This is a genomic window from Sphingomonas kyeonggiensis (assembly GCF_030812785.1).
Lineage (GTDB): Bacteria > Pseudomonadota > Alphaproteobacteria > Sphingomonadales > Sphingomonadaceae > Sphingomonas > Sphingomonas kyeonggiensis_B.
This window is the reverse complement of sequence record NZ_JAUSTJ010000003.1, coordinates 635805-658277: the sequence shown is the minus strand read 5'-3', so window position 1 is coordinate 658277 and position 22473 is coordinate 635805. Positions and strand designations below refer to the sequence as shown.

The 22473-nt window shown below is 67.6% G+C and carries 16 protein-coding genes; 10 read left to right on the top strand and 6 right to left on the bottom strand.

The features are described 5' to 3' along the window. Positions 1-46 precede the first annotated feature (46 nt). Positions 47-2170, bottom strand: coding sequence for an alpha-glucuronidase family glycosyl hydrolase (locus tag J2W22_RS20595; protein ID WP_307120151.1), 2124 nt, complete (start codon positions 2168-2170; stop codon positions 47-49). A gap of 166 nt (positions 2171-2336) precedes the next feature. Between J2W22_RS20595 and manD the strand changes: the two genes are divergently transcribed. The 4 genes from manD (at position 2337) to J2W22_RS20575 (ending at position 6847) form a co-directional block, all read left to right on the top strand. After that, complete coding sequence (gene manD / locus J2W22_RS20590) at positions 2337-3548, top strand: D-mannonate dehydratase ManD (RefSeq protein ID WP_307120150.1); 1212 nt, start codon at positions 2337-2339, stop codon at positions 3546-3548. A 17-nt stretch (positions 3549-3565) separates the two neighbouring features. Next, on the top strand, positions 3566-4705 hold the full coding sequence (locus tag J2W22_RS20585) for an endo-1,4-beta-xylanase (protein WP_307120149.1): 1140 nt from the start codon (positions 3566-3568) through the stop codon (positions 4703-4705). Positions 4706-4922: 217 nt separating this feature from the next. Beyond that, entirely contained in the window at positions 4923-5924 is a 1002-nt protein-coding gene (locus J2W22_RS20580; protein ID WP_307120148.1) for an AAA family ATPase, read from the top strand. Beyond that, complete coding sequence (locus tag J2W22_RS20575; protein WP_307120147.1) at positions 5924-6847, top strand: 1-phosphofructokinase family hexose kinase; 924 nt, start codon at positions 5924-5926, stop codon at positions 6845-6847. The genes J2W22_RS20580 and J2W22_RS20575 overlap by 1 nt, the downstream gene beginning before the upstream one ends. Here the strand turns inward: J2W22_RS20575 and J2W22_RS20570 are convergent. Next, positions 6826-7149: an ArsR/SmtB family transcription factor gene (locus J2W22_RS20570; RefSeq protein ID WP_307120146.1), complete on the bottom strand. Its 324-nt coding sequence runs from the start codon at positions 7147-7149 to the stop codon at positions 6826-6828. The two genes, J2W22_RS20575 and J2W22_RS20570, sit on opposite strands and share 22 nt — an antisense overlap. A 105-nt stretch (positions 7150-7254) precedes the next feature. Here J2W22_RS20570 and J2W22_RS20565 point away from each other — a divergent pair, with 105 nt between their 5' ends. Continuing rightward, complete coding sequence (locus J2W22_RS20565; RefSeq protein ID WP_373423005.1) at positions 7255-7869, top strand: alpha-ketoglutarate-dependent dioxygenase AlkB; 615 nt, start codon at positions 7255-7257, stop codon at positions 7867-7869. A gap of 77 nt (positions 7870-7946) precedes the next feature. Here the strand turns inward: J2W22_RS20565 and J2W22_RS20560 are convergent, their stop codons facing one another. From J2W22_RS20560 to J2W22_RS20550, 3 genes are read right to left on the bottom strand one after another with little or no spacing between them, the layout of a single operon-like run. Beyond that, positions 7947-9188 carry a threonine synthase gene (locus J2W22_RS20560; protein ID WP_307120145.1) on the bottom strand — a complete coding sequence of 414 codons (1242 nt, stop codon included), beginning with the start codon at positions 9186-9188 and terminating at the stop codon, positions 7947-7949. Between the two features lie 4 nt (positions 9189-9192). Then, positions 9193-10362, bottom strand: coding sequence for a serine hydrolase domain-containing protein (locus J2W22_RS20555; protein WP_307120144.1), 1170 nt, complete (start codon positions 10360-10362; stop codon positions 9193-9195). A gap of 37 nt (positions 10363-10399) precedes the next feature. Then, a complete protein-coding gene (locus tag J2W22_RS20550) occupies positions 10400-13426 on the bottom strand; it encodes a TonB-dependent receptor plug domain-containing protein (RefSeq protein ID WP_307120143.1) in 3027 nt (1008 codons plus the stop codon). A gap of 259 nt (positions 13427-13685) precedes the next feature. Here J2W22_RS20550 and J2W22_RS20545 point away from each other — a divergent pair, with 259 nt between their 5' ends. Genes J2W22_RS20545 through J2W22_RS20535 form a run of 3 tightly spaced genes read left to right on the top strand, consistent with a single transcriptional unit; the run spans position 13686 to position 17410 of the window. Then, positions 13686-15224, top strand: a complete 1539-nt coding sequence (locus tag J2W22_RS20545; protein ID WP_307120142.1) for a permease — start codon at positions 13686-13688, stop codon at positions 15222-15224. Next, positions 15221-16222, top strand: coding sequence for a serine hydrolase domain-containing protein (locus J2W22_RS20540; RefSeq protein ID WP_307120141.1), 1002 nt, complete (start codon positions 15221-15223; stop codon positions 16220-16222). Before J2W22_RS20545 ends, J2W22_RS20540 begins: the two co-directional genes overlap by 4 nt. Further along, positions 16223-17410 carry a dipeptidase gene (locus tag J2W22_RS20535; RefSeq protein WP_307120140.1) on the top strand — a complete coding sequence of 396 codons (1188 nt, stop codon included), beginning with the start codon at positions 16223-16225 and terminating at the stop codon, positions 17408-17410. 170 nt (positions 17411-17580) lie between these two features. On the opposite strand, the gene dacB is transcribed toward J2W22_RS20535, so the two are convergent. Beyond that, entirely contained in the window at positions 17581-19020 is a 1440-nt protein-coding gene (gene dacB, locus J2W22_RS20530) for a D-alanyl-D-alanine carboxypeptidase/D-alanyl-D-alanine endopeptidase (RefSeq protein WP_307120139.1), read from the bottom strand. Positions 19021-19148: 128 nt separating this feature from the next. On the opposite strand from dacB, the gene J2W22_RS20525 reads away from it, so the two are divergent. Both J2W22_RS20525 and J2W22_RS20520 read left to right on the top strand, forming a co-directional pair. Further along, on the top strand, positions 19149-21158 hold the full coding sequence (locus J2W22_RS20525; protein WP_307120138.1) for a S9 family peptidase: 2010 nt from the start codon (positions 19149-19151) through the stop codon (positions 21156-21158). Between the two features lie 8 nt (positions 21159-21166). Next, entirely contained in the window at positions 21167-22423 is a 1257-nt protein-coding gene (locus tag J2W22_RS20520) for an amidohydrolase family protein (protein ID WP_307120137.1), read from the top strand. Positions 22424-22473 lie beyond the last annotated feature (50 nt).

Genomic DNA, 22473 nt, shown 5'->3' with positions numbered 1-22473 from the left:
GCGGCTCCCTCCCTCTCCCGCAAATGCGGGAGAGGGAATTGGGGGCCTACTTCCCCTGCCCGGGGGCGTAGGGGTTGGTGATCGCCTTGTACCAGTCGAGGTCGTGCGCCGGGGCGGCGTGTCCCGCCGGGAGCGGGCGCTTCGAGATCGACTGGAAATAGGCGATCGAGGCGTCGCGCCACCAGGTCGCCTCCGCATGCTGGATCGCCAGGAAGTCGCGGACCTCCGCCCAGCGGGCCTCGTCAACCTTGCCGCGCAGCCCTGCCCAATCGGCCTGCATCCCACCGACCGCGCCGACGCCCGCATCATAGCGGGTGACCAGCTCGTCCCACAGGTTGCGGCCCGATCTGGTGCGATAGTCCCAAGGGACATGGTGGAACCAGAGCAGCAGCTTCTCGGGGATCGTCTTCGGGCTGCCCCAGGCCTTGACGATCTCGGGCGCATATTGGCCGAGCGCATCGCTGCCCGTCTTCGTCCGGTCGAAGCCGATGCCGGCGGCGTCGGCCTTGTGGTAATAGACCGGGTTCCATTCGGGGCGGGCGAGGTCCGAGACCCAGGGGCCCGGGCCATAATGGTGGCTGGTCGCCATCAGATGACCGAGGCCGAGCGGGGTCATGTAATCGACCACCGCCTCGCGCGAGCCCATCATCATCGAGACGACCGTGTCGACCACCCGGGGATCATTGCCCCAGGTCATCCGCGCCCAGTCCCGCGCGATCGGTTCCGCCTTGGCATCGGGATCCCAGGCGAAGCGGCCGAACGCGTACCAGTTGGCCTGGTCGAACTGCGAGCCCGACCAGTTGCGGTCGTTGCCGATATTGGCGACCCCGGCCATGCCGGTGGCGGCGCCGGCATCGATCGGCGTCTCGATCACCTTGGCGACGGTGCTGCCCTTGCCCGGCCGGAAGGTATCGGCCTCGAGCGCCTCCTCCCACATCGTGCCCAGGTAGGCTAGGTGCGTGGCGAAGCCGAGATATTCCTTGGTGATCTGGAATTCCATCATCAGCGGCGTCTTCGGCATCGCGCCGAACAGCGGATGGAAGGGCTCGCGCGGCTGGAAGTCGATCGCGCCGTTCTTGACCTGGACGAGGACATTGTCGCGGAACTTGCCGTCGAGCGGCTGGAACTCGGTATAGGCCTGCTTGTGCCGGTCCTCGGCATTCTCCGCGGCATAGACGAAGGCGCGCCACATCAGGATGCCGTGATGCGGAGCGAGCGCATCCGCCATCATGTTGGCGCCCTCGGCATGGGTGCGGTGATAGTCCGCCGGGCCGGGCTGGCCCTCCGAATTGGCCTTGACGAGCAGGCCGCCGAAATCGGGGATGACCGAGTAGATTTCGTCGATCTTGGCCTTCCACCAGGCCTGGACCTGCGGATCGAGCGGATCGGCGGTCTTGAGCTTGCCGAGCTCGATCGGCGCGGAGAAGCGGGCGGTGAGGTAGACCTTGATGCCGTAGGGGCGGAAGACCTCGGCCAGCGCCTTCACCTTCTGCAGGTAATCGGGGCGCAGGATATCGGCATTGGCGTTGACGTTGGTCAGCACCGTGCCGTTGATGCCGATCGAGGCATTGGCCCGGGCATAGTCGACATAGCGCGGATCCTTGTGGAGCGGCAGCTTCTGCCAGTCCCAGATCGACAGGCCGGAATAGCCGCGCTCGACATGGCGATCGAGATTGTCCCAATGGTTGAGGACGCGGACCTTGAGCTTCGGCGCGTCGACAATGTCGAGCTTGTCGATGGACTGGCCGGTCTGGAGCAGCTTGAGCAAGCGGAATACGCCGTAGAGCGCCCCCACATCCTTGTCGGCGAGGATGAGGATGGTGCGCTTGCCCTCCACCATCATCGTGCGGATCGCATAGCCTTCGTCGCCGAGGCTCCGCGGCAGATCGAGCGCGGCCACGTCGAGCGGCACGGCGTCGGAAGTGGCGATGAGGATGCCGCCGGCTTCGTCGATCCTGCCATGCTGGCCGGGAGCCGCACCGAGCATCCCGCCGAGCCCGCGCTTCAGCTCGTCCGCCGCCGCGGCGATGACCGGGCGATCGGTGGGCGCGACAAAGTAGCGAACCGCCGGCGCGACACGCGCCTTCGCGCTGGACTCGAGCGGCTGATAGCGCAGCCAGAGGTCATATCCGTCTTCGGCATGCGCTTGATTCGCAAGGCCGAAACACATAAACGCAGACAAAATAGTCAGCAATTTCCGAAGCATCGCTCTTCCTACCTGCAAACGGTCAAACGCCGCCGTTGACAAGCTTGTAACAGGGCAACAATGGTAGCGCTACCAAGCAGATAGGCGCGCCGAGCGATGCGCCGGAACAGGAAGGGGAAACAGAGACGTCATGGCCGAGATCCTGTCCGCGCGCGTGATCGTCACCTGCCCCGACCGCAATTTCGTGACACTCAAGATCGAGACGGCCGACGGCACGACCGGCATCGGCGACGCGACGCTGAACGGGCGCGAGATGGCAGTGGTCGCCTATCTCCAGGATCACGTCATCCCCTGCCTGATCGGGCGCGACGCGCACCGGATCGAGGACATCTGGCAGTATCTCTACAAGGGCGCGTACTGGCGGCGCGGCCCGGTGACGATGTGCGCGATCGCCGCGGTCGACATGGCGCTGTGGGACATCAAGGCCAAGGTGGCGGGCATGCCGCTCTACCAGCTGCTCGGCGGGGCGAGCCGCGAGGGCTGCATGGTCTATGGCCACGCAAACGGCGCGACGATCGAGGAGACGATCGAGGAAGCCGTCCGGCACGTGGAAGAGGGCTACAAGGCGGTGCGGCTGCAGGCCGGCGTGCCGGGGCTCAAGTCCACCTATGGCGTCGCCAAGCCGGGCCAGCGCTACGAGCCGGCCGATGGGAGCCTGCCGACCGAGAGCCTGTGGTCGACCGAGAAGTATCTCCGCTCGGTGGCGCCCCTGTTCGAAAAGGCGCGCGAGGTGCTGGGCTGGGACGTCCATCTGCTCCACGACGTCCATCACCGGCTGACCCCGATCGAGGCCGGGCGTCTGGGCAAGGAGCTGGAGCCCTATCGGCTGTTCTGGCTGGAGGATGCGACCCCGGCCGAGAACCAGGCCGGCTTCCGGCTGATCCGCCAGCACACCACCACCCCGCTGGCGGTGGGCGAGATCTTCAACACGATCTGGGATGCCAAGCAGCTGATCGAGGAACAGCTGATCGACTATGTCCGCGCGACGATGGTCCATGCGGGCGGGATCACGCACATGCGCCGGATCGCGTCCTTCGCGGACCTGTACCAGGTGCGCACCGGCTGCCACGGCGCCACCGACCTGTCGCCGGTGTGCATGGCCGCAGCGCTGCACTTCGGCCTGTCGGTCCCGAATTTCGGCATCCAGGAGCTGATGCCGCACACGGCGAAGACCGACGAAGTCTTCCCGCATGCCTATTCGTTCAAGGACGGGATGATGCATCCGGGCGACGCACCCGGGCTGGGGGTCGAGATCGACGAGGAACTGGCGGCGAAATACGAATACAAGCGCGCCTATCTCCCCGTCGCGCGGCTCGAGGACGGGACGCTGTTCAACTGGTAAGCGGGGAGAGGCTGGCCATGACCGAGATTACACGCCGTGGATTGCTGGGTGCGGGCGCGGCGCTGGCCGCCCTGCCCCTGCCCGCCATCGCCCAGGCCGCCGAGGGGCTGAACGCCGTGGCGAAGACCAAGGGCATGCGCTTCGGCTCGTGCGTCGCCTGGAGCCCGCCCGGCGCGGATCGCGGCTCCTTCGCCAATCCCAAGTACGCCGAGCTGCTCAAGCGCGACTGTGGCGTGCTGGTGGCGGAGAACGAGTTCAAGTGGCAGGCGATCCGGCCCGATGCCAAGACCTTCAACCTCGACCATTTCTCCGACATGATTGATTTCGCCGAGGCGAACGGCATGGCGATGCGCGGCCACACGCTGCTGTGGCACAAGACGCAATATTTCCCGAAATGGCTGAACGAGCATGATTTCGGCGCCAGCCCGGTGAAGGAGGCCGAGAAGATCCTCGGCACGCACATCCGCACCCTTTGCAAGCTCTATGCGGGGCGGATCACCAGCTTCGATGTGGTCAACGAGACGGTGGAGGAAGGCAGCGGCGCGCTGCGCACCTCGTCGCTGTCCAAGGCGTTCGGCGGGACCGAGGCGATGCTCGACTTCGCCTATCACACCGCGCGCGAGCATGCCCCGGGCGTGGAGCTGACCTATAACGACTATATGAGCTGGGAGCCGGGCAACGAGGGGCATCGCTACGGCGTGCTCAAGCTGCTCGAGGGCCTGCGCAAGCGCGGCGTGCCCTGCGACACGCTGGGCGTGCAATCGCATATCGGGCTGACCGATGGCGGCACCGTCGGCGCGCTGGTGGGCCGGCAGGAAAAGCCGTGGCGGACCTTCCTCGATACCGCGGTGCAGCTGGGCTACAAGCTGGCGATCACCGAGTTCGACGTGAACGACAAGGTGCTGCCGACCGATACCAAGGTCCGCGACGGGATCGTCGCCAATTATGCCGCAGCCTATCTGGAGATCATGTTCTCCTATCCGCAGCTGCGCGACGTGCTCGCCTGGGGGATGTGTGATCGCTTCACCTGGCTCAACGGCTTCACCCCGCGCAAGGACAAGACCCTGCAGCGCGCGACGCCCTATGATGACAAGTACCAGCCCAAGGCGCTTTACGGGGTGATCAAGGACGCGTTCGCGGCGGCGGCACCGCGCTAGAATTGGGCGTTGTCCCCGCGAAAGCGGGGACCCATCTCCTCCGGTAGCGACATATGCACCGGCGTGTTCGCGGATAGTGCACGAGATGGGCCCCCGCTTTCGCGGGGGTGACGAAAGAGTTTTGGCCCGGGGACGCAGAGAGGTCGATCTTGTTCAAGATCGTTCAGAAAACTCGTGCTAGGGGCTGATTCGACGGACCTATTGCGGGAGTGGAACGATGGCGGCGGCAGCCGCGAGCCAGGAACCGAGCTTCGAGGCGCTGCTTTCCGGTGACCTCGATACGGGCCAGCTGCACGCTCTTGCCGATCGCATCGCCGCGCTTCACGCCGCCGCACCCAAGGGGGACGGCGCGTCCTTCCGCAAGATGCTTGCCCTGGCCGCGACCAGCGAGGCCCAGAAGGCCGAACTCGCCGCGCACCAGGACTCGATCGCCCGCCGCATCGCCACCGGGCGGATGCGTGCGGTGATGGGCGAGCCGATGGACATGCTCTACGACCTCGCCCGGCCGGTGCTGGAAGTGATGCGCGGCGGCATGGCGGGCGAGGCGAACACGCTGGCCAACCGCTATCTCGACATCGCCCCGCAGGGCGCGACCGGCTGGGCGCTGCTGCCGCTCTATCTCTCGCTGCGGGCGAGCGCCGACGGCGATGGCGAGCTGGCCGACAGCCTGCTCGCCCCGGCCCAGCCACGGCTGGTGGTGATCGGCGGGCTTTCGGGCACCGGCAAGTCGACGCTGGCGCGGCTGCTGGGCAGCCGGATCGGCCGCCTGCCCGGCGCGCGGGTGCTGCGCTCCGACGTGTTCCGCAAGCGCCTTGCCGGGGTGAGCCCGGAAACCCGGCTGCCGCCCAGGCATTATACCCGTCGCAATGACGACGAGACCTATGAGGCGCTGTTCGAATCCGCCGACGATCACCTGGCCTGTGGCAACAGCGTGATCCTCGACGCGGTGTTCATGGCGCGCAGCGAGCGCGACGTGGTGGAGGCGCTGGCCGACCGCTATCGGGCGAGCTTCACCGGCATCTGGCTGGAGGCGCCCGAGAAGGACCGCATCGCCCGGGTGAAGGCACGCGAGAACGACGCCTCGGACGCGACCGAGAAGGTGGTGCGCGAGCAGTCGCGCCGCTCGGTGGGCGAGATCCACTGGCACCGCATCCGGGTGAACCGTCCGCAGGAGCTGATCGTCGCCGCCGCGCGCGCCGCGCTGGACCGGGCGCGCTGATGGCGATCGCCACGCTGACGCTCAACCCGGCGCTCGACGTGACGACCTGCACCGAGAAGGTGCGGCCCCAGCACAAGCTGCGCTGCTCCGCCCCGCGCTTCGATCCGGGCGGCGGCGGGATCAACGTGGCGCGGGTGGTGACGCATCTGGGCGGCATGGCGACCGCGGTGTTCCCCAATGGCGGACCGGCGGGCGCGACGATCGTCAAGCTGCTCAAGGATCAGGAGGTGCCGATCCTGCCCGTGTCGATCGCCGGCGCGGTGCGCGAGAGCTTCACCGTCGACGAGGGCCGGCCCGGCGACCAGTATCGCTTCGTGCTGCCCGGGCCTGAGCTCAGCGAAGACGAGCAGACGGCGCTGCTCGATGCGCTGTTCGGCGTGGCGGACGTGACCCATATCGTGGTGAGCGGCAGCCTGCCGCCGGGCTGCGACCCCGCCATCCTCAAGCGCATCGCGGAGCGCTGCCGCGCTGCGGGCGTGAAGCTGGCGATCGACACCTCGGGGCCGGCGCTGGCCGCTTGCGAGGGCGCGGGGGCCTGGCTGATCAAGCCGAGCCTGCGGGAGGTCGCCGACCTGCTCGGGCGCGAGATCGCGAGCGAGGCGGACGAGGCGGCGGCCGCGAGGGAACTGTGCGACCGCGGCTTTGCCGAATGGGTGGTGGTCTCGCTCGCCGAGCGCGGGGCGCTACTGGTCGGCAAGGACAAGGAATTGCGCGTGGCGGCGGTGCCGGTGGAGGCCAAGGGCACGGTGGGCGCCGGGGACTCGATGGTCGCCGCGATCACCCTCGCCGCATCGCGGGGCAAGGGGATCGAGGACGCGTTGCGCTATGGCATCGCCGCCGGCGCGGCGACGCTGATGACTCCCGCGACCGAGCTGGCGCGCAAGGAGGATGTCGAACGGCTTTACGCCGGAATGGCTTCCTGAACGCGCTCGGCCTCGGCCGCGTCCTGCTTGTAAAACAGGCCGTACATCGCCTCGAGCATCTGGCGCGCTTCTTCGCTGGCGAGCGTATAGAAGATCATCTGGCCGTCGCGGCGCGCGGCGACCATCCCTTCGCGGCGCAGGAGCGCGAGCTGCTGCGACACGGCGGTATCGCGCGCACCCGTGAGGCGTGCGAGCTCACCCACCGACTTCTCGCCATCGAGAAGGTGGCACAGCAGCAGAAAACGGCTTCGACCCGACAGCGCCTTCAGGAACGCGGAGGCGCGATCGACAACTGCGATCATTTCATTCTTCACGGGGCAGACAGCTAGGGTGCCGGGGCGCCGGTTGCAACCGCTATCGCGCGGGAAATGCAAAGGAATTTTATATAAAGTTGAAGATATTCATCTGTGGCGACTGAAGCAGGCGATCCCCATATCCAGCTCGTGTCCACCTTGTTTCCAACACTTTTCGAAGAACCCCTGCCCGCCGGCATCGAACAGGTGAAGAATATCGTTTCACCTATGGAAGAAGCGGAACTGATTCGGGCCATCGACATGGCGGGCCTCGAGCCGTTCCGATTTCAGCAATGGCTGGGCAAGCGGCTGACGCGCAGCTTCGGCTGGCTCTACGACTTCACCGATTCAAGCTTCGGCGAGACGGAGGCGCTTCCCGACTGGCTGTTGCCGCTGCGCGCGCGGGCGGCGGAATTCGCCGGGCTGGCGGCGGACGCGCTCGTCCAGGCGCTGGTGATCCGCTACGATCCGGGCGCCGGCATCGGCTGGCACCGCGACCGGCCGGTATTCGAGCATGTCGTCGGCGTGTCGCTGGGCGCGCCCGCGATGCTGCGGCTGCGCCGGCGGCGGGCCGACGGGAAGTTCGACCGGGCGGAGCTGCCGCTGGAACCGCGCGGGGCGTACCACCTCTCCGGCGAGGCGCGGCATGTGTGGGAGCACAGCATCGCGCCGATGGACGCGCCGCGGTGGTCGGTTACGTTCCGGAGCCTGGCCGAGGTCGCCACCTAGTTCCCCGGCGAAAGCCGGGGCCCAGGGTCACAAGCGAGACGGCAGAGAAACCCTGGGCTCCGGCTTTCGCCGGAGAACTATAGGGCGCTGAAGTCGATCGGCCCATCCTTGTCGAGCGTCTTGGACTGGTCGGCGAGCGGGTATTTCAGGCCGGTCGCGCAGTTGAACAGCACCGCCTTCTCCTCGGGCGAGACCAGCCCCTCGGCCAGCGCCTTGCGCCAGGCGGCTAGCGTCGCGCCACCTTCGGGGCAGAGCAGCAACCCGTCCTTGCGCGCGGCATCGTCGACCGCCCGGGCGATGCTCTCGTCGCTCACCGCCATCGCCACGCCGCCGCTTTCACGCACGGCATCGAGGATCAGGAAGTCGCCGACCGCCTGGGGCACGCGGATGCCCATCGCGATCGTGTGGGCGTCTTCCCAGCGCGTCGCGTGGCGCTCGCCAGCCTCGAAGGCGCGGACCATCGGCGCACAGCCCTCGGCCTGGACCGCGATCATCCGCGGACGCTTCGATCCGATCCAGCCCAGCGCCTCCATCTCGGCAAAGGCCTTCCACATGCCGATCAGCCCGGTGCCGCCGCCGGTGGGGTAGAAGATCACGTCGGGCAGCTGCCAGTCGAGTTGCTCGGCGAGTTCCAGGCCCATCGTCTTCTTGCCCTCGATCCGATAGGGCTCCTTGAGCGTCGACAGGTCGAACCAGCCGCGTTCCTTCGCGCCCTGCCCCACCAGCTTGCCGCAATCGTCGATCAGGCCGTTGACCCGGTAGACCCGCGCGCCCTGGGCGGCGATCTCGCGGACGTTCACCTCGGGCGTGTCCGCCGGGCAGAAGATCACCGACTCGATCCCGACGCGGCTGGCATAGGCCGCCGCGGCGGCGCCGGCATTGCCGTTGGTCGGCATCGCGATCGTCTTGACGCCCAGTTCCTTGGCCATGGCGATCGCCATGACCAGCCCGCGCGCCTTGAACGAGCCGGTGGGCAGCCGCCCCTCGTCCTTGACCCAGAGATGCTTCGCCCCGGCTTCGGCGGCGAGCTTGTCGAGCGGGATGATCGGCGTGGCGATCTCGCCCAGGCTGACGATGTTCTCCGTGCGGCGCACGGGCAGCAGCTCGCGATATTTCCACAGATCGGCCGGGCGCCGGGCGAGCTCGTCCCGGGGTAGCGCGGCCTTCACGGCTTCCAGATCGTAGCGCACCAGCAGCGGACGGCCGACGCGCGACAGGCCGTGAAGCTGGTCCGCCTCGTAGCGCTCTCCGGTCATCGAGCATTCGAGATGGGTGACGAAGGTCTGGCGGTCGGCGGTGATATTGGCGTCGTGGCGCAAGTTGCTACTCCGATCGGGCGAGCGATTCCTCTACCGGCGTATAGGCCGATCGTTTCCCGGGCACATCCGGAACATCGGTGGCGAAATAAACCATGCCCTTGCCCGCCGCCCGATCGATCCACAAGCCGGACTTGAGGCCATAGGCGTCGCCCGAATGGCCGAAGCGCCTGCGGCCGTCGCCGACCGGATCGTCGCGGCAGCCCGGCGCGCCGGTGGCGGTGAACATGACGGCGAGGCCATAGCCGCAGGTCGCCCCGCCCGTCGGCACCGCGACCGAGATGTCGCCGCCGATATCGCCGTTATGTCCGTCATAGGTCCAAAGCGGCGTCTCCAGCATGCGGACCGAGGACGGGCGGAGGATCCGCACCCCGTCGAGCCGGCCATCGTTGAGGAACATCCGGCCGACCCGGGCCAGCCCACGTGCGGAAATGCGCAGCCCGCCCTGGGGCGAGAAGATCGCGCCGTTCCGGCCGGGCCGCCAGGTCGAAAGGTCGCAGCTACCGTTGCCGGCGGGTGTGACAGCACAGGCGGGCGCGGCGCTGCGATTGTCGTCCTTGACCGGCTGGCCCTCGCGATACTGGACGATCGCACGCGCTGCGGTCTCCGGCTTGCAGCTGGCCCAATTGTAGCAAGCATCGAGCTGCATCGGCCTGAGGACGAGGCGGTCCATCAGCCGATCGAACCGCTCGCCGGTGGCACGCTCCATCACCGCGGCGATCACCGGGAAGTTGAAGTTGGTATAGACCCACCAGCTGCCGGGCGCGTGCGCCGAGTCCCATGCCTTTGGGTCCTGGAGCACCGCGCGCATGTCGGCATCGAGTGGCAGGACATAGTCCACCCCGTCGGTGAGGCTGGAGCGGTGCGAGAGCAGCAGGCGCAGGCTGATCGGCCTGTCCGGAAAGGCGGGATTGCGCAGCTTCCAGCCGAGCCAGCGCGAAACGTCCGTATCGAGATCGAGCCTGCCCTGCTCGACCAGCCGCAGCACGCCGATCGCGATGACCAGCTTCGAGATCGAGGCGATGCGCACCGGATCATCGGCGGTGACCGGCCTGGACGAAGCGACGTCGGCCAGCCCCTTCAGGCTGACCGACGTCTCTCCTCTCTTGTCGAATGTCACGCGGACCGCGGCGACCGGGTCCGCTGCCGCCGCGAGCAGGAGCGCGGCGGCGATCATGCCGGCTCCACCATGGGGGATGGAGCCGGCATGAGGATCATTTCAGGCTGATGCGGATGCCGGCGCGGAACTGGCGGCCGAGCATGTCCGAATAGGTGCTGTTCGCGGCAAGGCCTGTCTCCGGCAGCAACAGCGGCCAGCGGTTGAACAGGTTGGTGACGTTGACGAAGAACTGCGCCTTGTTGCCGCCGAACGGCACGGTCTGGGTCAGGTTGAGATCGACGTAGAACAGGCCCGAGACCTGGTTGTTGTCATAGGTCTGATAGACCGAGGTCGTGCTCGTCGTCGGGCAGCTGGTGGTGCACTCGATGCCGGTCGCCGAATATTTGCCCGCGCTGACGCCGCGGCCGGTGACGGTGGCCGAGAAGGTCTCGCTCTCATAGGTAGCGCTGCCGCGGAAGATCCAGGTCGGGGTGCTGGCCTGGCCACCATTGGTGCCGACGGTGTTCACCGCAACCTGCCCCGCGATGCCGGTATCCGACAGATTCTCGATATAGCGCGTCGCGACGCCCTTGAGGGTGAAGGTGCTCGCTCCGCCCAGCGGGATCCGATAGGCCGCATCGAAGTCGATGCCACGCACCAGCTTGCGCACGAAGTTGAACGGCTGGCTGCGGATCAGCTTGTAGGGCGCCGCCGGCGTCGAACGGACCGGATCATCGCTGATCGCGGCGCAATATTCGGCAATACCCTCGGCGCAGCGGTTCATGATCTCCTGGGCGCTGATCGAGTCGATCGCGCCTTCGAGATCGATGCGGAAATAGTCCGCCGACGCGGTGAAGCCCGGCAGGAAGCGCGGCGAGACGACAGCGCCGATATTCCACGAATTGGCGATTTCCGGACGCAGGTTGGGATTGCCGGTGACCAGACCCGAATAGCCGAAGGTCTGCGGGCCATTCGCCGGATTGGTCGACGAATAGAGCGGGTTGCGCACCGAGTCGCTGTTCGCGGTACCGGCCTGGTAGAGCTCGTTGAGGTTGGGCGCCCGGATGTCACGCGAACGCGTCACGCGGAAGCGGATATCCGGAATCGGCGCCCAGGTCGCACCCAGCTTCCAGGTGGTGACATAGCCGGCGTTCGAATAGTCCGTGGCGCGGACCGCGCCGTTGAATTCCAGGCCGAGCCCGAGCGGGACCACGGTCTCGAGATAGGCTTCCTTCACGCTATATTCGCCGGTGAAGGGCAGATAGTTGCCCACCGACCAGGCGTTGGTCGTGCCCGTGGTGGTGATGACCGGCTGGTACTCCTTCGGCACGGTGCCGCGAATCTTCTCCTTGCGGACTTCGCCGCCGATCGAGACGCTGACGTCCCCGGCCCAGGTGGCGAAGGGCGTCAGTGCCCAGTTGGTGCCGGCGACATACTGCTCCAGCACCTGATCGCGATACGGGTTGCCGAGCACATAGTTGATCGCCGCCTGGTCCGCGACGCCGACGCCGAGGCGGTTCAGCGGCACGCAGTTCGGATCGTCATTGGTGGTGCTGGCGTCGACGTTGATCAGGCACTGGATCGAGCCGACCGTATAGCCGCGGGCATTGCCTGCCGGCGCGAACGCCCCCGCAGTGGCATTGGCCATGCGGGTATTGTGCATGATGTTGCGCAGCTGCTCGCGCACATCGGAGCGGCCATATTGGGCATAGACTTCCCAGTGCGCCGCCTTGCCGAACGCGTCGAAATCGCCATTGGCGCCGACGACATAGCGCTGCACCTTGCGCTCGTTGTCGATCGCGCGGAACGGCAGGTCGGCGGCGGTCGTCGCCACCGTGACGCTGGTGACGCCCGCGAGACGCGACGCGCCGAGTGCCTGTAGCGCGAAGGCGTTGCAGGTCACCGGCACCGGCACGGTCGTGCAGCCGGTGGTGTTGTAGGTGATGCCGGTCGACAGGTTCGGGCCCGCGTTGAAGAAGACCTTCTGCTTGTTGTACGAACCCTCGGCGAACAGCTCGATGCCGTCGGCTACTTCGTAGCTCAGCCGGCCGAACACGCCCCAGCGATCGTCCTTCGGCATCAGGCCGATGCGCGTGCCGGAATCATTGACCTGCCACGATCCGTTCTGCGTGACGCTCGGCGCCGAGGAACCGGGCGCGCGGGTGAAAGCCGGGAAGGTGAAGGTGCCATAGTCGAAGGTGTTCACCGCGCCGCCCTGGCCGAAATAGAGGCCACGCAGCGCGTTGACGGTGGTACCGGCCGAGGCGGTGATCAGGCCGCCCGGCGTCGAGTTGGATGCGCCGACGTTGCGGAGCGTGGTGAAGTAGCGGTTGTTGGTGGTGCCCGGCGTCGTCGCGGTGCTGCCCACCCAGGCCGGGTTCTCGGCCCGGACATAGCCTGTGTGGTTCCATTCACGCTCGTTGCCGACTTCAAAGATGCCGTCCTGGTGATCGATGTTCGCGCTGAGCAGGACATGGCCGCGGCCCCCGGCGAACGACTTGCCGCCCGCGATGCTGGCCGAATAGTTTCCGCCGTCGCCATAGGTGGTGATGCCGGTATCGGCCTCGATCTTCAGGCCTTCCAGCTTCTTGTTGAGGATGAAGTTGACCACGCCCGAGACGGCGTCCGAACCATAGGCCGACGAGGCACCGCCGGTGACGACTTCGACGCGATCGACCAGTGCCTGCGGGATCGTGTTGATGTCGACCCAGCCATAGATGGTAGAGCCGACCGAGCGGCGGCCATCGAGCAGGACCAGCACGCGGCCTTCGCCGAGGTTGCGCATGTTGAGCGCGTTGATGCCGGCCGAGCCGTTCGAGAGGTTGAGGCGCGAGTTTGCCGGCTTGGTCGAGCCGGCGAGCTGCGGCAGCTGGTTGACGAAGTCGGCGATGTTGTTCGTCGGCGACGTGTTCTGGATGTCCTGCTGGGTCAGGACGGTGAGCGGCGTCGGGTTCTGGAACCCGTCGCGGCGAATGCGCGAGCCGGTGACGAGAATTTCGCCTTCCTCGGCCGGTGCCGCCTGTGCCGGCGCTTCCTGCGTCGCCGGAGCGGTGGTCTGTGCCCAGGCCGGCATTGCGAGCGCGATCGCCGCAAAAGCCGAACTGCTGGCCAGAACCTTCTTGAACGCCCTTGCTTCGATCATGTCTCGAACCCCCTGAAGTCCGCAATATCCTGTGCGGTGAGAGGGCATTAGGTACCAATAATGTTGCGTCGCGCCATAGTTTCTCTTCCCCGCGCCATAACCCCACGGCATCAAATGTGACGAATACGCGTCAAAGCGTGACACGGCTGCAACACAAGCCTGCCAGCATCGCCATTGACTGCGCGCCCGACCCGTCCGAGCCTTAGGCGAACAGGACGAGGAAGGCCCTTCATGACCCGTTTTCACCCCGTGACGCTGCGTGACTGAAGCCCCGAGTCCCGCCACGCCGGCGATCCGCCCGGGCTTTGGAAGGCTCGCGCTGTACCTGCTGCTCGGCTTCGCTGCGGGCCTGCCCTTCTACATGTTCAACGCGGTGCTGCTGCTGCGGCTGGCCAAGCACGGCGTGGACATCGTGACGGTGGGCTTCTTCGCCTGGGTGGCGCTGCTGCCGACCTTCAAATTCGCCTGGGCGCCCCTGCTCGACAAGTATGACGTGCCCGGCTTCGGGCGCTTCTGGGGCAAGCGCCGCGGCTGGATCATGCTCTCCCAGCTCGGCATCTTCCTCTCCACTGTGGCGATGGCGTTCACCTCGTCCGACGCCAATCTCCAGGTGACCGCGCTGTTCGCGGTGCTGCTCGCCTTCTGGACCACCACGCTGGAGGTCGCCGCCGACGCCTGGCGCATCGAGCTGGCGCCGACCGCCGAGCAGCAGGGCCCGATGGTGGCGGCGAACCTGTGGGGCTATCGCAGCGCGATGGTCGCCGCGGGCAGCGGGGCGATCTACATCGCCGCGAAGAGCGACTGGACCACCGCCTATCTGGTGATCGCGGCGGCTGCCTTCCTCCCCTTCCCGATCCTAGCCTGCATGCGCCCCGATGCCGGGCATGGCGGCGGCCGGGCGACTGCGCTCGTCACCGGCATCCTGGCGAGCGCGGTGGTGCTCGCCGGCAGCCTGGTGATCACGGCGGTGGTCGGCTGGACACTGCTCACCGCGATGGGATCGGTCGGGCTCGATAATCCCGACATCGTCAAATATTGGGTGTTCGCGGTGGCGCTGCTGCCGTTCGTCGCGCTCGGCGCGGCGGTGCCGTGGATCAGGCGGCTGCCGGCCAACCATCGGCTGCTCACCAGCTCAGGGTTGGCGCCCTATCTCAACGTCGCCTGGCGCTATGGGCTGGTGGTGATCCCGATCCTGCTGTTCGTCTCGGTCTATCGGATGGGCGACGTGATGGCGCTCACCCTGTCCCACCCGTTGTTCAACGCGCTGGGCTATAGCCTGGAGGCAATCGCCGTCGCCGATGGCGCGGTGGCTTTGCTCTCCTCGATGCTCGGCGTGGCGCTGGGCGGCTGGCTGGCGGCCAAGGCGCCGATGGGCTGGGCGCTGGTGATCGGCGCGGTGATGTCGGCCTTCTCCAACTGGATCTTCGCCTGGCTCGCCTATCAGGCGCCGGGGGGGCCGGTATGGTTCTCGCTGCTCGGCGTGCAGGTGACCGCGGGCGATTTCGACCTGTATCTCGCCATGGCGCTGGATCAGTTCGGGCATGGATTCGAAGGCGCGGTGTTCGTGGTCTATTTGTCGATGCTGGTGAACCCGCGTTTCCCGGGTACGCAATATGCGCTGCTCTCGGGGCTCGCCTTCCTGATCCCAAGGCTGCTCGCCGGGCTTTCGGGCGTGTTCCAGAAGGCGATCGGCTATGACGGCTTCTTCATCATGGCCGGCACGATGAGCGTCGCGGCGCTGATCTTCGTGCCGTTCATCGTGCGGGCGAAGGCCCGGCCGGACGAGGTGACCGCGTGATCGAGGCAGCTTTCGCACCCGCAGCCGAGGCCGTCGCCTCGGGCCGGATCCCCGGCGCGACGCTGGGCGTGGTGGCGGCGGACGGGCGGCGCTGGGTGACGCATACCGGCATGGCGGCGCTGGTGCCAGAGCCCGAGCCGCTGACGCTGGATCACTGGTTCGACCTCGCCTCGGTTTCCAAGGTCGTGGCGACCACGACGATGATCCTGCGGCTTGCCGAGGAGGGCCGGATCGACCTCGACGCGCCGCTGACGACGGCGATCCCGGACCTGCGCCAGTATGACGTGGCCGGCGCCTATGAGCGCACGCTCACGTTCAGGGATTGCCTGGCGCACCGCACGCTCTTCCCCGCGGTCGAGCCGATCTATACCTATGGCGACGATCCGGATCGCCTCCGGGCTTTCGTGCTCCAGCGCGAGTGGAAGCATATTCCGGAGCCGGTCTATTCGGACATCAACTTCCTGCTGCTCGGCATCGCGATCGAGCGGGTGACCGGCAAGCCGCTGGGGGAGTGGCCGCTCGGCCCGGGCCTCAGCTACGGCCCGCCGCCCGGCCCCGCGGTCGCCACCGAGCGCTGCATGTGGCAGAACCGCGTGCTCAAGGGCGAGGTGCATGACGAGAATTGCCGGGCGATGGGCGGGCAGACTGGCCATGCCGGGCTGTTCGGCACCGTCGCCGGGGTGCTCGACTTCGCCCAGGGCGTGCTGTCCGGCAGCTTCTCGGAGGCCATGCTGAAGGCGATCCGCACCCCGCAATACAGCCACCGCACCTGCGGCTGGGAGCGCAAGTTCGCCGGCTGGTCGGGCGGCCAGGCCTGCTCGGACGAGACGATCGGCCACACGGGCTTCACCGGCACCGGCCTGTGGATCGACTTCGAGCGTGGGCTCGCCTGGACCCTGCTCACCAACCGCGTCCACCCGACCCGCCATTTCGACAGCGGCATCTTCGTGCTGCGCCCCGCGACGGGGGATGCCGTCATCACTGCCTGGGAGGCCTAAATGATCTCGCTACTCGCCCTCGCCATCGCCCTGTCCGGGCCCGATAGCGACACCCCCTCCCCGGCCGACCGGCTGGCGCACCAGCAGATGCTGGTGCTCGACACGCACCTGGACACCCCCGAACTGTTCGAGCATCCCGGCTGGAAGTTCGACGAGTGGCACGACCGCGACTTCGATAAGAGCCAGATCGACCTGCCGCGCATGGAGCAAGGCGGGCTCGATGGCGGGTTCTTCGTGATCTACACCGGCCAGGGCCCGCTGACGCCGGAAGGCTATGCCAAGGCGCGCGACGCCGCGCTGACCCGCGAGATGTGGATCCAGCGCGTGGTGGCGGCGAACAGCGACAAGATGGAACTCGCGACCACACCCGAGGACGCGTACCGGATCGCCAAGGCGGGCAAGCGCGTCGTCTTCCAGTCGATCGAGAACAGCTATCCGCTGGGCACCGACCTGACCCTGCTCAAATGGTATCACGACCAGGGCGTGCGGCTCGCCGGGCCGATCCATTTCCGCAACAACCAGTTCGGCGACAGCGCCACCGACAAGGTGAAGCAGTGGAACGGCCTGAGCCCGCTCGGCAAGCAATGGGTCGCCGAGATGAACCGGCTGGGCATGGTGATCGACGTCAGCCACTCGTCGGACGATGTGTTCGACCAGGCGCTGGCACTGTCCAAGGTGCCGATCATCGCCTCCCACTCCGGGCCCAGGGCGATCTTCAACCACCCGCGCAACCTGGACGACGAGCGCATGCGCAAGCTCGCCAAGGCGGGCGGCGTGCTGCAGGTGAACAGCGTCTACCTGGTCGAGGGCGACCATGACGATGCGCGGAACAAGATCTCCGACCGGCAGGACAATTGGCACGCGCTCTCGGATGCCGAGCAGAAGAAGCTGATCGCCGACAAGGCCAAGGCGGACGCGACCAATCCCTATCAGGGCGCGGACTTCGAGCTGTTCATGAAGAGCCTGCTCCACTGCATCGCGGTGATGGGCGTCGACCATGTCGGCATCGGCGCCGACTGGGACGGCGGCGGCGGCGTGCGCGGGATGGAAGACATCACCGCCCTGCCCAAGATCACCGCGCGGCTGCGGCGCGAGGGGTTCTCGGATGCGGACATCGAGAAGATCTGGAGCGGCAACGTGCTGCGCGTGCTGAAGCAGGCGGAGGACTGGGCGGCGAAGGGGAGGTGACGCAATCAACCCTCTCCCGCTTTCGCGGGAGAGGGTGGTCGAGCTTTAGCGAGGCCGGGTGAGGGTGTGTGCGGGCCGCGAGCGATGTGCCTGCCTCCCGCACACACCCTCACCCTGGCTCGCGTTGCGAGCCGTCCCTCTCCCGCGAAAGCGGCAGAGGGAGTGAAGACCTAGTTCCCCGCCGCCACCAAGTTCAGCGCATCGTCCATGTACTTCGTCCCGCTCGCGTCGCGTGGCACGTCATTGGCGTAGAAGGCGAAGGTGTAGGTCCGGCCGCTCGCGCCGGTGAAATAGCCGGCCAGCGCATTGGTGGCGTTGAGCGTGCCGGTCTTGGCGAAGACCCTGCCCTCCAGCGGCGTGCCCTTGAAGCGATTGCGCAGCGTGCCGTCGACGCCGCCGATCGGCAGGGTCTCGCGATATTGCGCGCCCCAGGGCTGGGCGGCGATCCAGCGCAGCAGCTTCACCGTGCCGCGCGGCGCGACGCGGTTGTAGCTCGACATGCCCGAGCCGTCCGAAAAGTCCCAGGCAGTGCGCGGCACGCCGGCGGTCTCCAGCATCTTCTCGACCTGCGCGACACCGTCCGCGATCGAGCCGCTGCCCTGCAGCGACGCAACGCGGCGCAGGGTCAGCTCGGCATGGAGGTTCTGGCTGACCTTGTTGACGTGCTTGAGATCATCGGCGAGCGGCGGCGGAGTCAGGCCGGCAAGGACCGGCTCGCCCGGCGCGGCCTGGACCACGGGCAGGCTCTTCTTGGCGCGATAATCGGGATCGTCCTGCGGCGTGAGCGCGCGGTGGCGGACCTGAACCTGGCCCTTCACCTTCACCCCGCGCGCCTCGAGCAGCACCTTCAGCCGCCAGGCGGCATAATCGGCGGGATCGTCGATGCCGAGCTGCCAGCTCTTCGGCTTGGCATCGGCGCCGACCGTGCCGGTGATGCGGAGCTGCTTGCCGTTGGGATCGCGGTCCCAGCCCAGCTCGGTCTCGGCGCCGGGCACGGTCCGGGCCTGGTTGTCGATCGTGAAATAGGGCCAGAGATCGACCTTGGCGGGTTCGCCTGCCTTGGCCGGGGTGATGGTGAGCTTGAGCTCATTGTCGTCCAGGGTGAGCGCCGAGGCGCCGGTGCCCGAAGAGCTGGGGATGTTGTTCCAGCTCATGCCGGGACCCCAGCGCTGATCGGGGAAGAGCGTGTCGTCGCCGATGACGTTGCGGACACGCTTCGTCTTCGCGGCAATCGCATCGGCGAGCGTGGCGAGGCAATCGACGGTGCAGTCGTCGGCGCTCGACAGGCGCGCGTCGCCCCGGCCCCGCAACACCACGTCCTCGCCCCGCAGCGCCACGGTGGCGCCGCCGATGGTGTCGGGCTGGTTGATGCCGGGCAGGTTCGCGAAGGCGGCGGCGGTGGTGTAGATCTTGGTGTTCGAAGCCGGGATGAAGCGCCCGTCGGGGTTGATCGCGACGATCTCCTTCCCCGTATCGTCGACCACCACCAGCCCGAAGCGCGTGCCGGTGGGCGCCTCGGCGAGCTTGGCGGCGACGCGCTGCTCCAGCGTCTGCTGGGCGAGCGCCGGCGTGGCGAGGACAAGGGCGATGCCGAGGGCGATGTGCTTCATGCCGCAAGCGTAACTCTCGCCGGACGCAGTGCAAACCCGCGATCATTCAGAGGAGTCGCCCGGGCATAACCGCCGCGCATGCCAGCATTGTTTGGGCAACATAGGCCCGGCACGCTGGCGTAATGAAGATGATGCGGACCACCCTCACCCTATGCTGCACCATGACGCTGGCCCTGGCCGCGCCGGCGCTGGCCCAGACCGACGACCTGGCGGCAGCGCTCGCCTTGCCCACTGCCAGCCAGATGGCGGGGGCACGCGACGTGCCGCGCTTCGCCTGGGTCGAGAACCGCGCCGGCGCGCGCAACCTCTGGGTGGCCGATGCGGGGCAAAAGGCCCGGCAGCTGACGCGCTATGCCGAGGATGACGGCATGATGCTCTACGATCTGGCGCTGAGCCCGGACGGGCGGCGCATCGCCTTCGTGCGCGGCGGGGATGACGAGTTCCCCGACGGCAAGATTCCCAATACCGCCTCGGCAATCTCGACGCCGGGGCAGCAGGTGTTCGTCGTTGAAGAGGGCGGAGATCCCACGCCCATCGGAGACGGACACCTGCCCATCTTCTCGCCCGACGGGCAGCGCATTGCCTTCACCCGGCGCGGCGAGCTGTGGCTGTGGCAGGGCGGCAAGGCGGCGCGGATCGCGACGGTGCCCGGCGAGGTGACCGACCTGAAATGGACGCCCGACGGCCGCAAGCTGCTGTTCGTCGATAATCGCAACGACCATGCGTTCGTCGCGCTGCTCGATGTCGATGGCGGCAGGCTGACCTATATGGAACCGGCGCTCGGCTATTCGGTCGAGCCGGCGCTGTCGCCCGACGGCACACAGGTCGCCTATATCCAGTATCTCGATCCGCCATCCGGCGCGGCGCGCGACGGCGGCCCCTATTGGTCGCTGCGGGTGGCCGATGCGGCGACGGGCAAGGCGCGCACGCTCTGGACCGCGCCGCAGGGCATGGGCGGGCGCTATTACGGCACGCGCCAGCACAATCTCTGGTGGAGCAAGGCTGGCCAGCTGCTCTTCCCCTGGGAGCGGACCGGCTTCCTCCATGTCTATGCGATCGATGCGGCCAGGGGTGGCGAGCCGCGCGAGCTGACCCCGGGCGGGTTCGAGGTCGAGACCTTCATTCTCGGCGCCGATGACGTGGTGACCTTCGCCGCCAATGCCGACGAGGCCGACCGGCGGCATTTCTGGCAGGTGCCGGCGGCTGGCGGCGCGGCGAAGCGGATCACCAATGGCAAGGGCAGCGAGAGCCTGCCGCTGTTCGCGGGCGGACAGCTCGCCGGCATCGGCGCGGATGCCAGCCACCCGGCGCATCCGGTGCTGGCCAAGGCACTGGCGCCGCTGGGCGAGGTGGCAGAGCTGAAGGGCGCGATCGAGCCCGAGGCGGTCACCTATGCCGCCGCGGACGGGGTGACCGTCCATGGCCAGCTGTTCCGGGGCAAGGGCAAGGGGCCGCGCCCGGCGCTGATCTTCGTCCATGGCGGGCCGCGCCGGCAGATGGTGCTCGGCTTCCACCACAGCCAATATTATTCGAACGCCTATGTGATGAACCAAGCGCTGGCGGCGAAGGGCTATACGGTGCTCTCGGTCAACTACCGCAGCGGCACCGGCTATGGGCAGGCCTTCCGCGACGCTCCGGAGATCGCCCGCGACGGCGCCAGCGAGTATCGCGACGTGCTCGCCGGCGGGCGCTGGCTGGCGGCGCAGAAGGACGTGGCGCCCGAGAAGATCGGCATCTGGGGCGGCAGCTGGGGCGGATATCTGACCGCGCTGGCGCTGGCGCGGAACAGCGACCTGTTCAAGGCGGGCGCGGACTTCCACGGCGTCCACAGCCTGCTCCGCAATGTCGACAACGGCACCGCGCCCGAGCGGCAAGCTGCGGTGCGGCAGAAGCAGTGGGAAAGCTCGCCGATGGGATCGATCGAGACATGGCGCTCGCCGGTGCTGCTCGTGCACGGCGACGACGACCGCAATGTCGACTTCGCCCAGTCTCTGCTGCTCGCCCGCGAGCTGGCGGCGCGGCGCATCCCGCATGAGGAGCTGGTCTTCCCCAATGAGCGCCACGAATTCTTCCGCTATGCCGACTGGCTCACCGCCTATCGCCGCACCATCTCCTTCTTCGACGGACATCTGAAATGAGGTGGCTGATGGCAGTGGCGGCTATGGCCGGAGCGGGCAGTGCGGAGGCGCAGGAGCGCGCGACGCTGATCCACGGGGCGCGGGTGTTCGACGGCACTGGCAAGCCGGCGAAGATCGCCGACGTGCTGATCGAAGACGGCAAGGTCGCGCGGGTCGGCAGGAAGCTGCGCGTGCCCGAGGGCACCGAGGTGATCGACGCGACCGGGATGACGCTGATCCCCGGACTGCACGACCTCCACATCCATACGCGGCGCGAGGCGTTCACCGACGCGGCGTCGCTGCATCGCTTCTACCTGCCCTATCTGCGGGCGGGCGTGACCAGCGTGAACGAATTCTCGGTCTCGGGTGCGATGATGGCCGGGATCCGGGCGCTGCAGGCGGATACGCCGCGCCTCACTCTGGCAGTGCGGCTCGGCGTGCCCGACGGACATGGCACCGAGAGCCAGTTCACCAACTCGATCACCATCCAGGTCACCACCCCGGCCGAGGCGCATGCGGCGATGGCCGGGGCGCTGGTCTACAGGCCCGACATGGTGAAGGTGTTCAACGACGGCTGGCGCTATGGCGACCCGGACCGTCCCGACCGGCCGAGCATGGACGAGCCGACCCTCGCCGCGATCGTCGCGGATGCGCACAAGGCGGGCATCAAGGTGCTGACGCATACGGTGACGCTGGAGGGCGCCAAGATCGCGGCGCGGGCGGGCGTAGACTCGGTTGCGCACGGCGTGGGCGACGCGCTGGTCGATGACGAGCTGATCCGCCTGATGAAGAAGCACCACATGGCCTATGTCGCGACGCTGGCGACCTATGAGCCGCTCGAGGCGCGGGTGCTGGCGCCCGAGGAGCTGGCGCTGCTCACCCCCGAGCAGCAGGCGCGCGAGACGGCGCGACAGGCCAAGGGTGAGGCGATCGCGCCCTATGACAGCAGGCGCTGGTCGATCATGCGCGACAATATCCGCCGGCTGAAGGCGGCCAGGATCCGCATCGGCGTGGGCACCGACACCGGCATCGAGGGCGTCTATCCGGGCTTCGGCGCGCTGCGCGAGATGCGCATCCTGACCGAGCTGGGCTTCACGCCTGCCGAGGCGATCGAGGCAGGGACGAAGGTGAGCGCGGGCATCATGGGACGGAAGGACGAAGGCGTGATCCGCAAGGGCGCCCGGGCCGACTTGGTGCTGACCGGCGGCGCGCCGGACGTGACGTTCCGGGACCTGTACGCGGTGAAGCGGGTGTGGGTGGCGGGGCGCGAGGTTTCGCTGGACTAAACCCCTTCTCCCATTGGGAGAAGGGAGGGGCCCGTCGCCGAAGGCGGTGG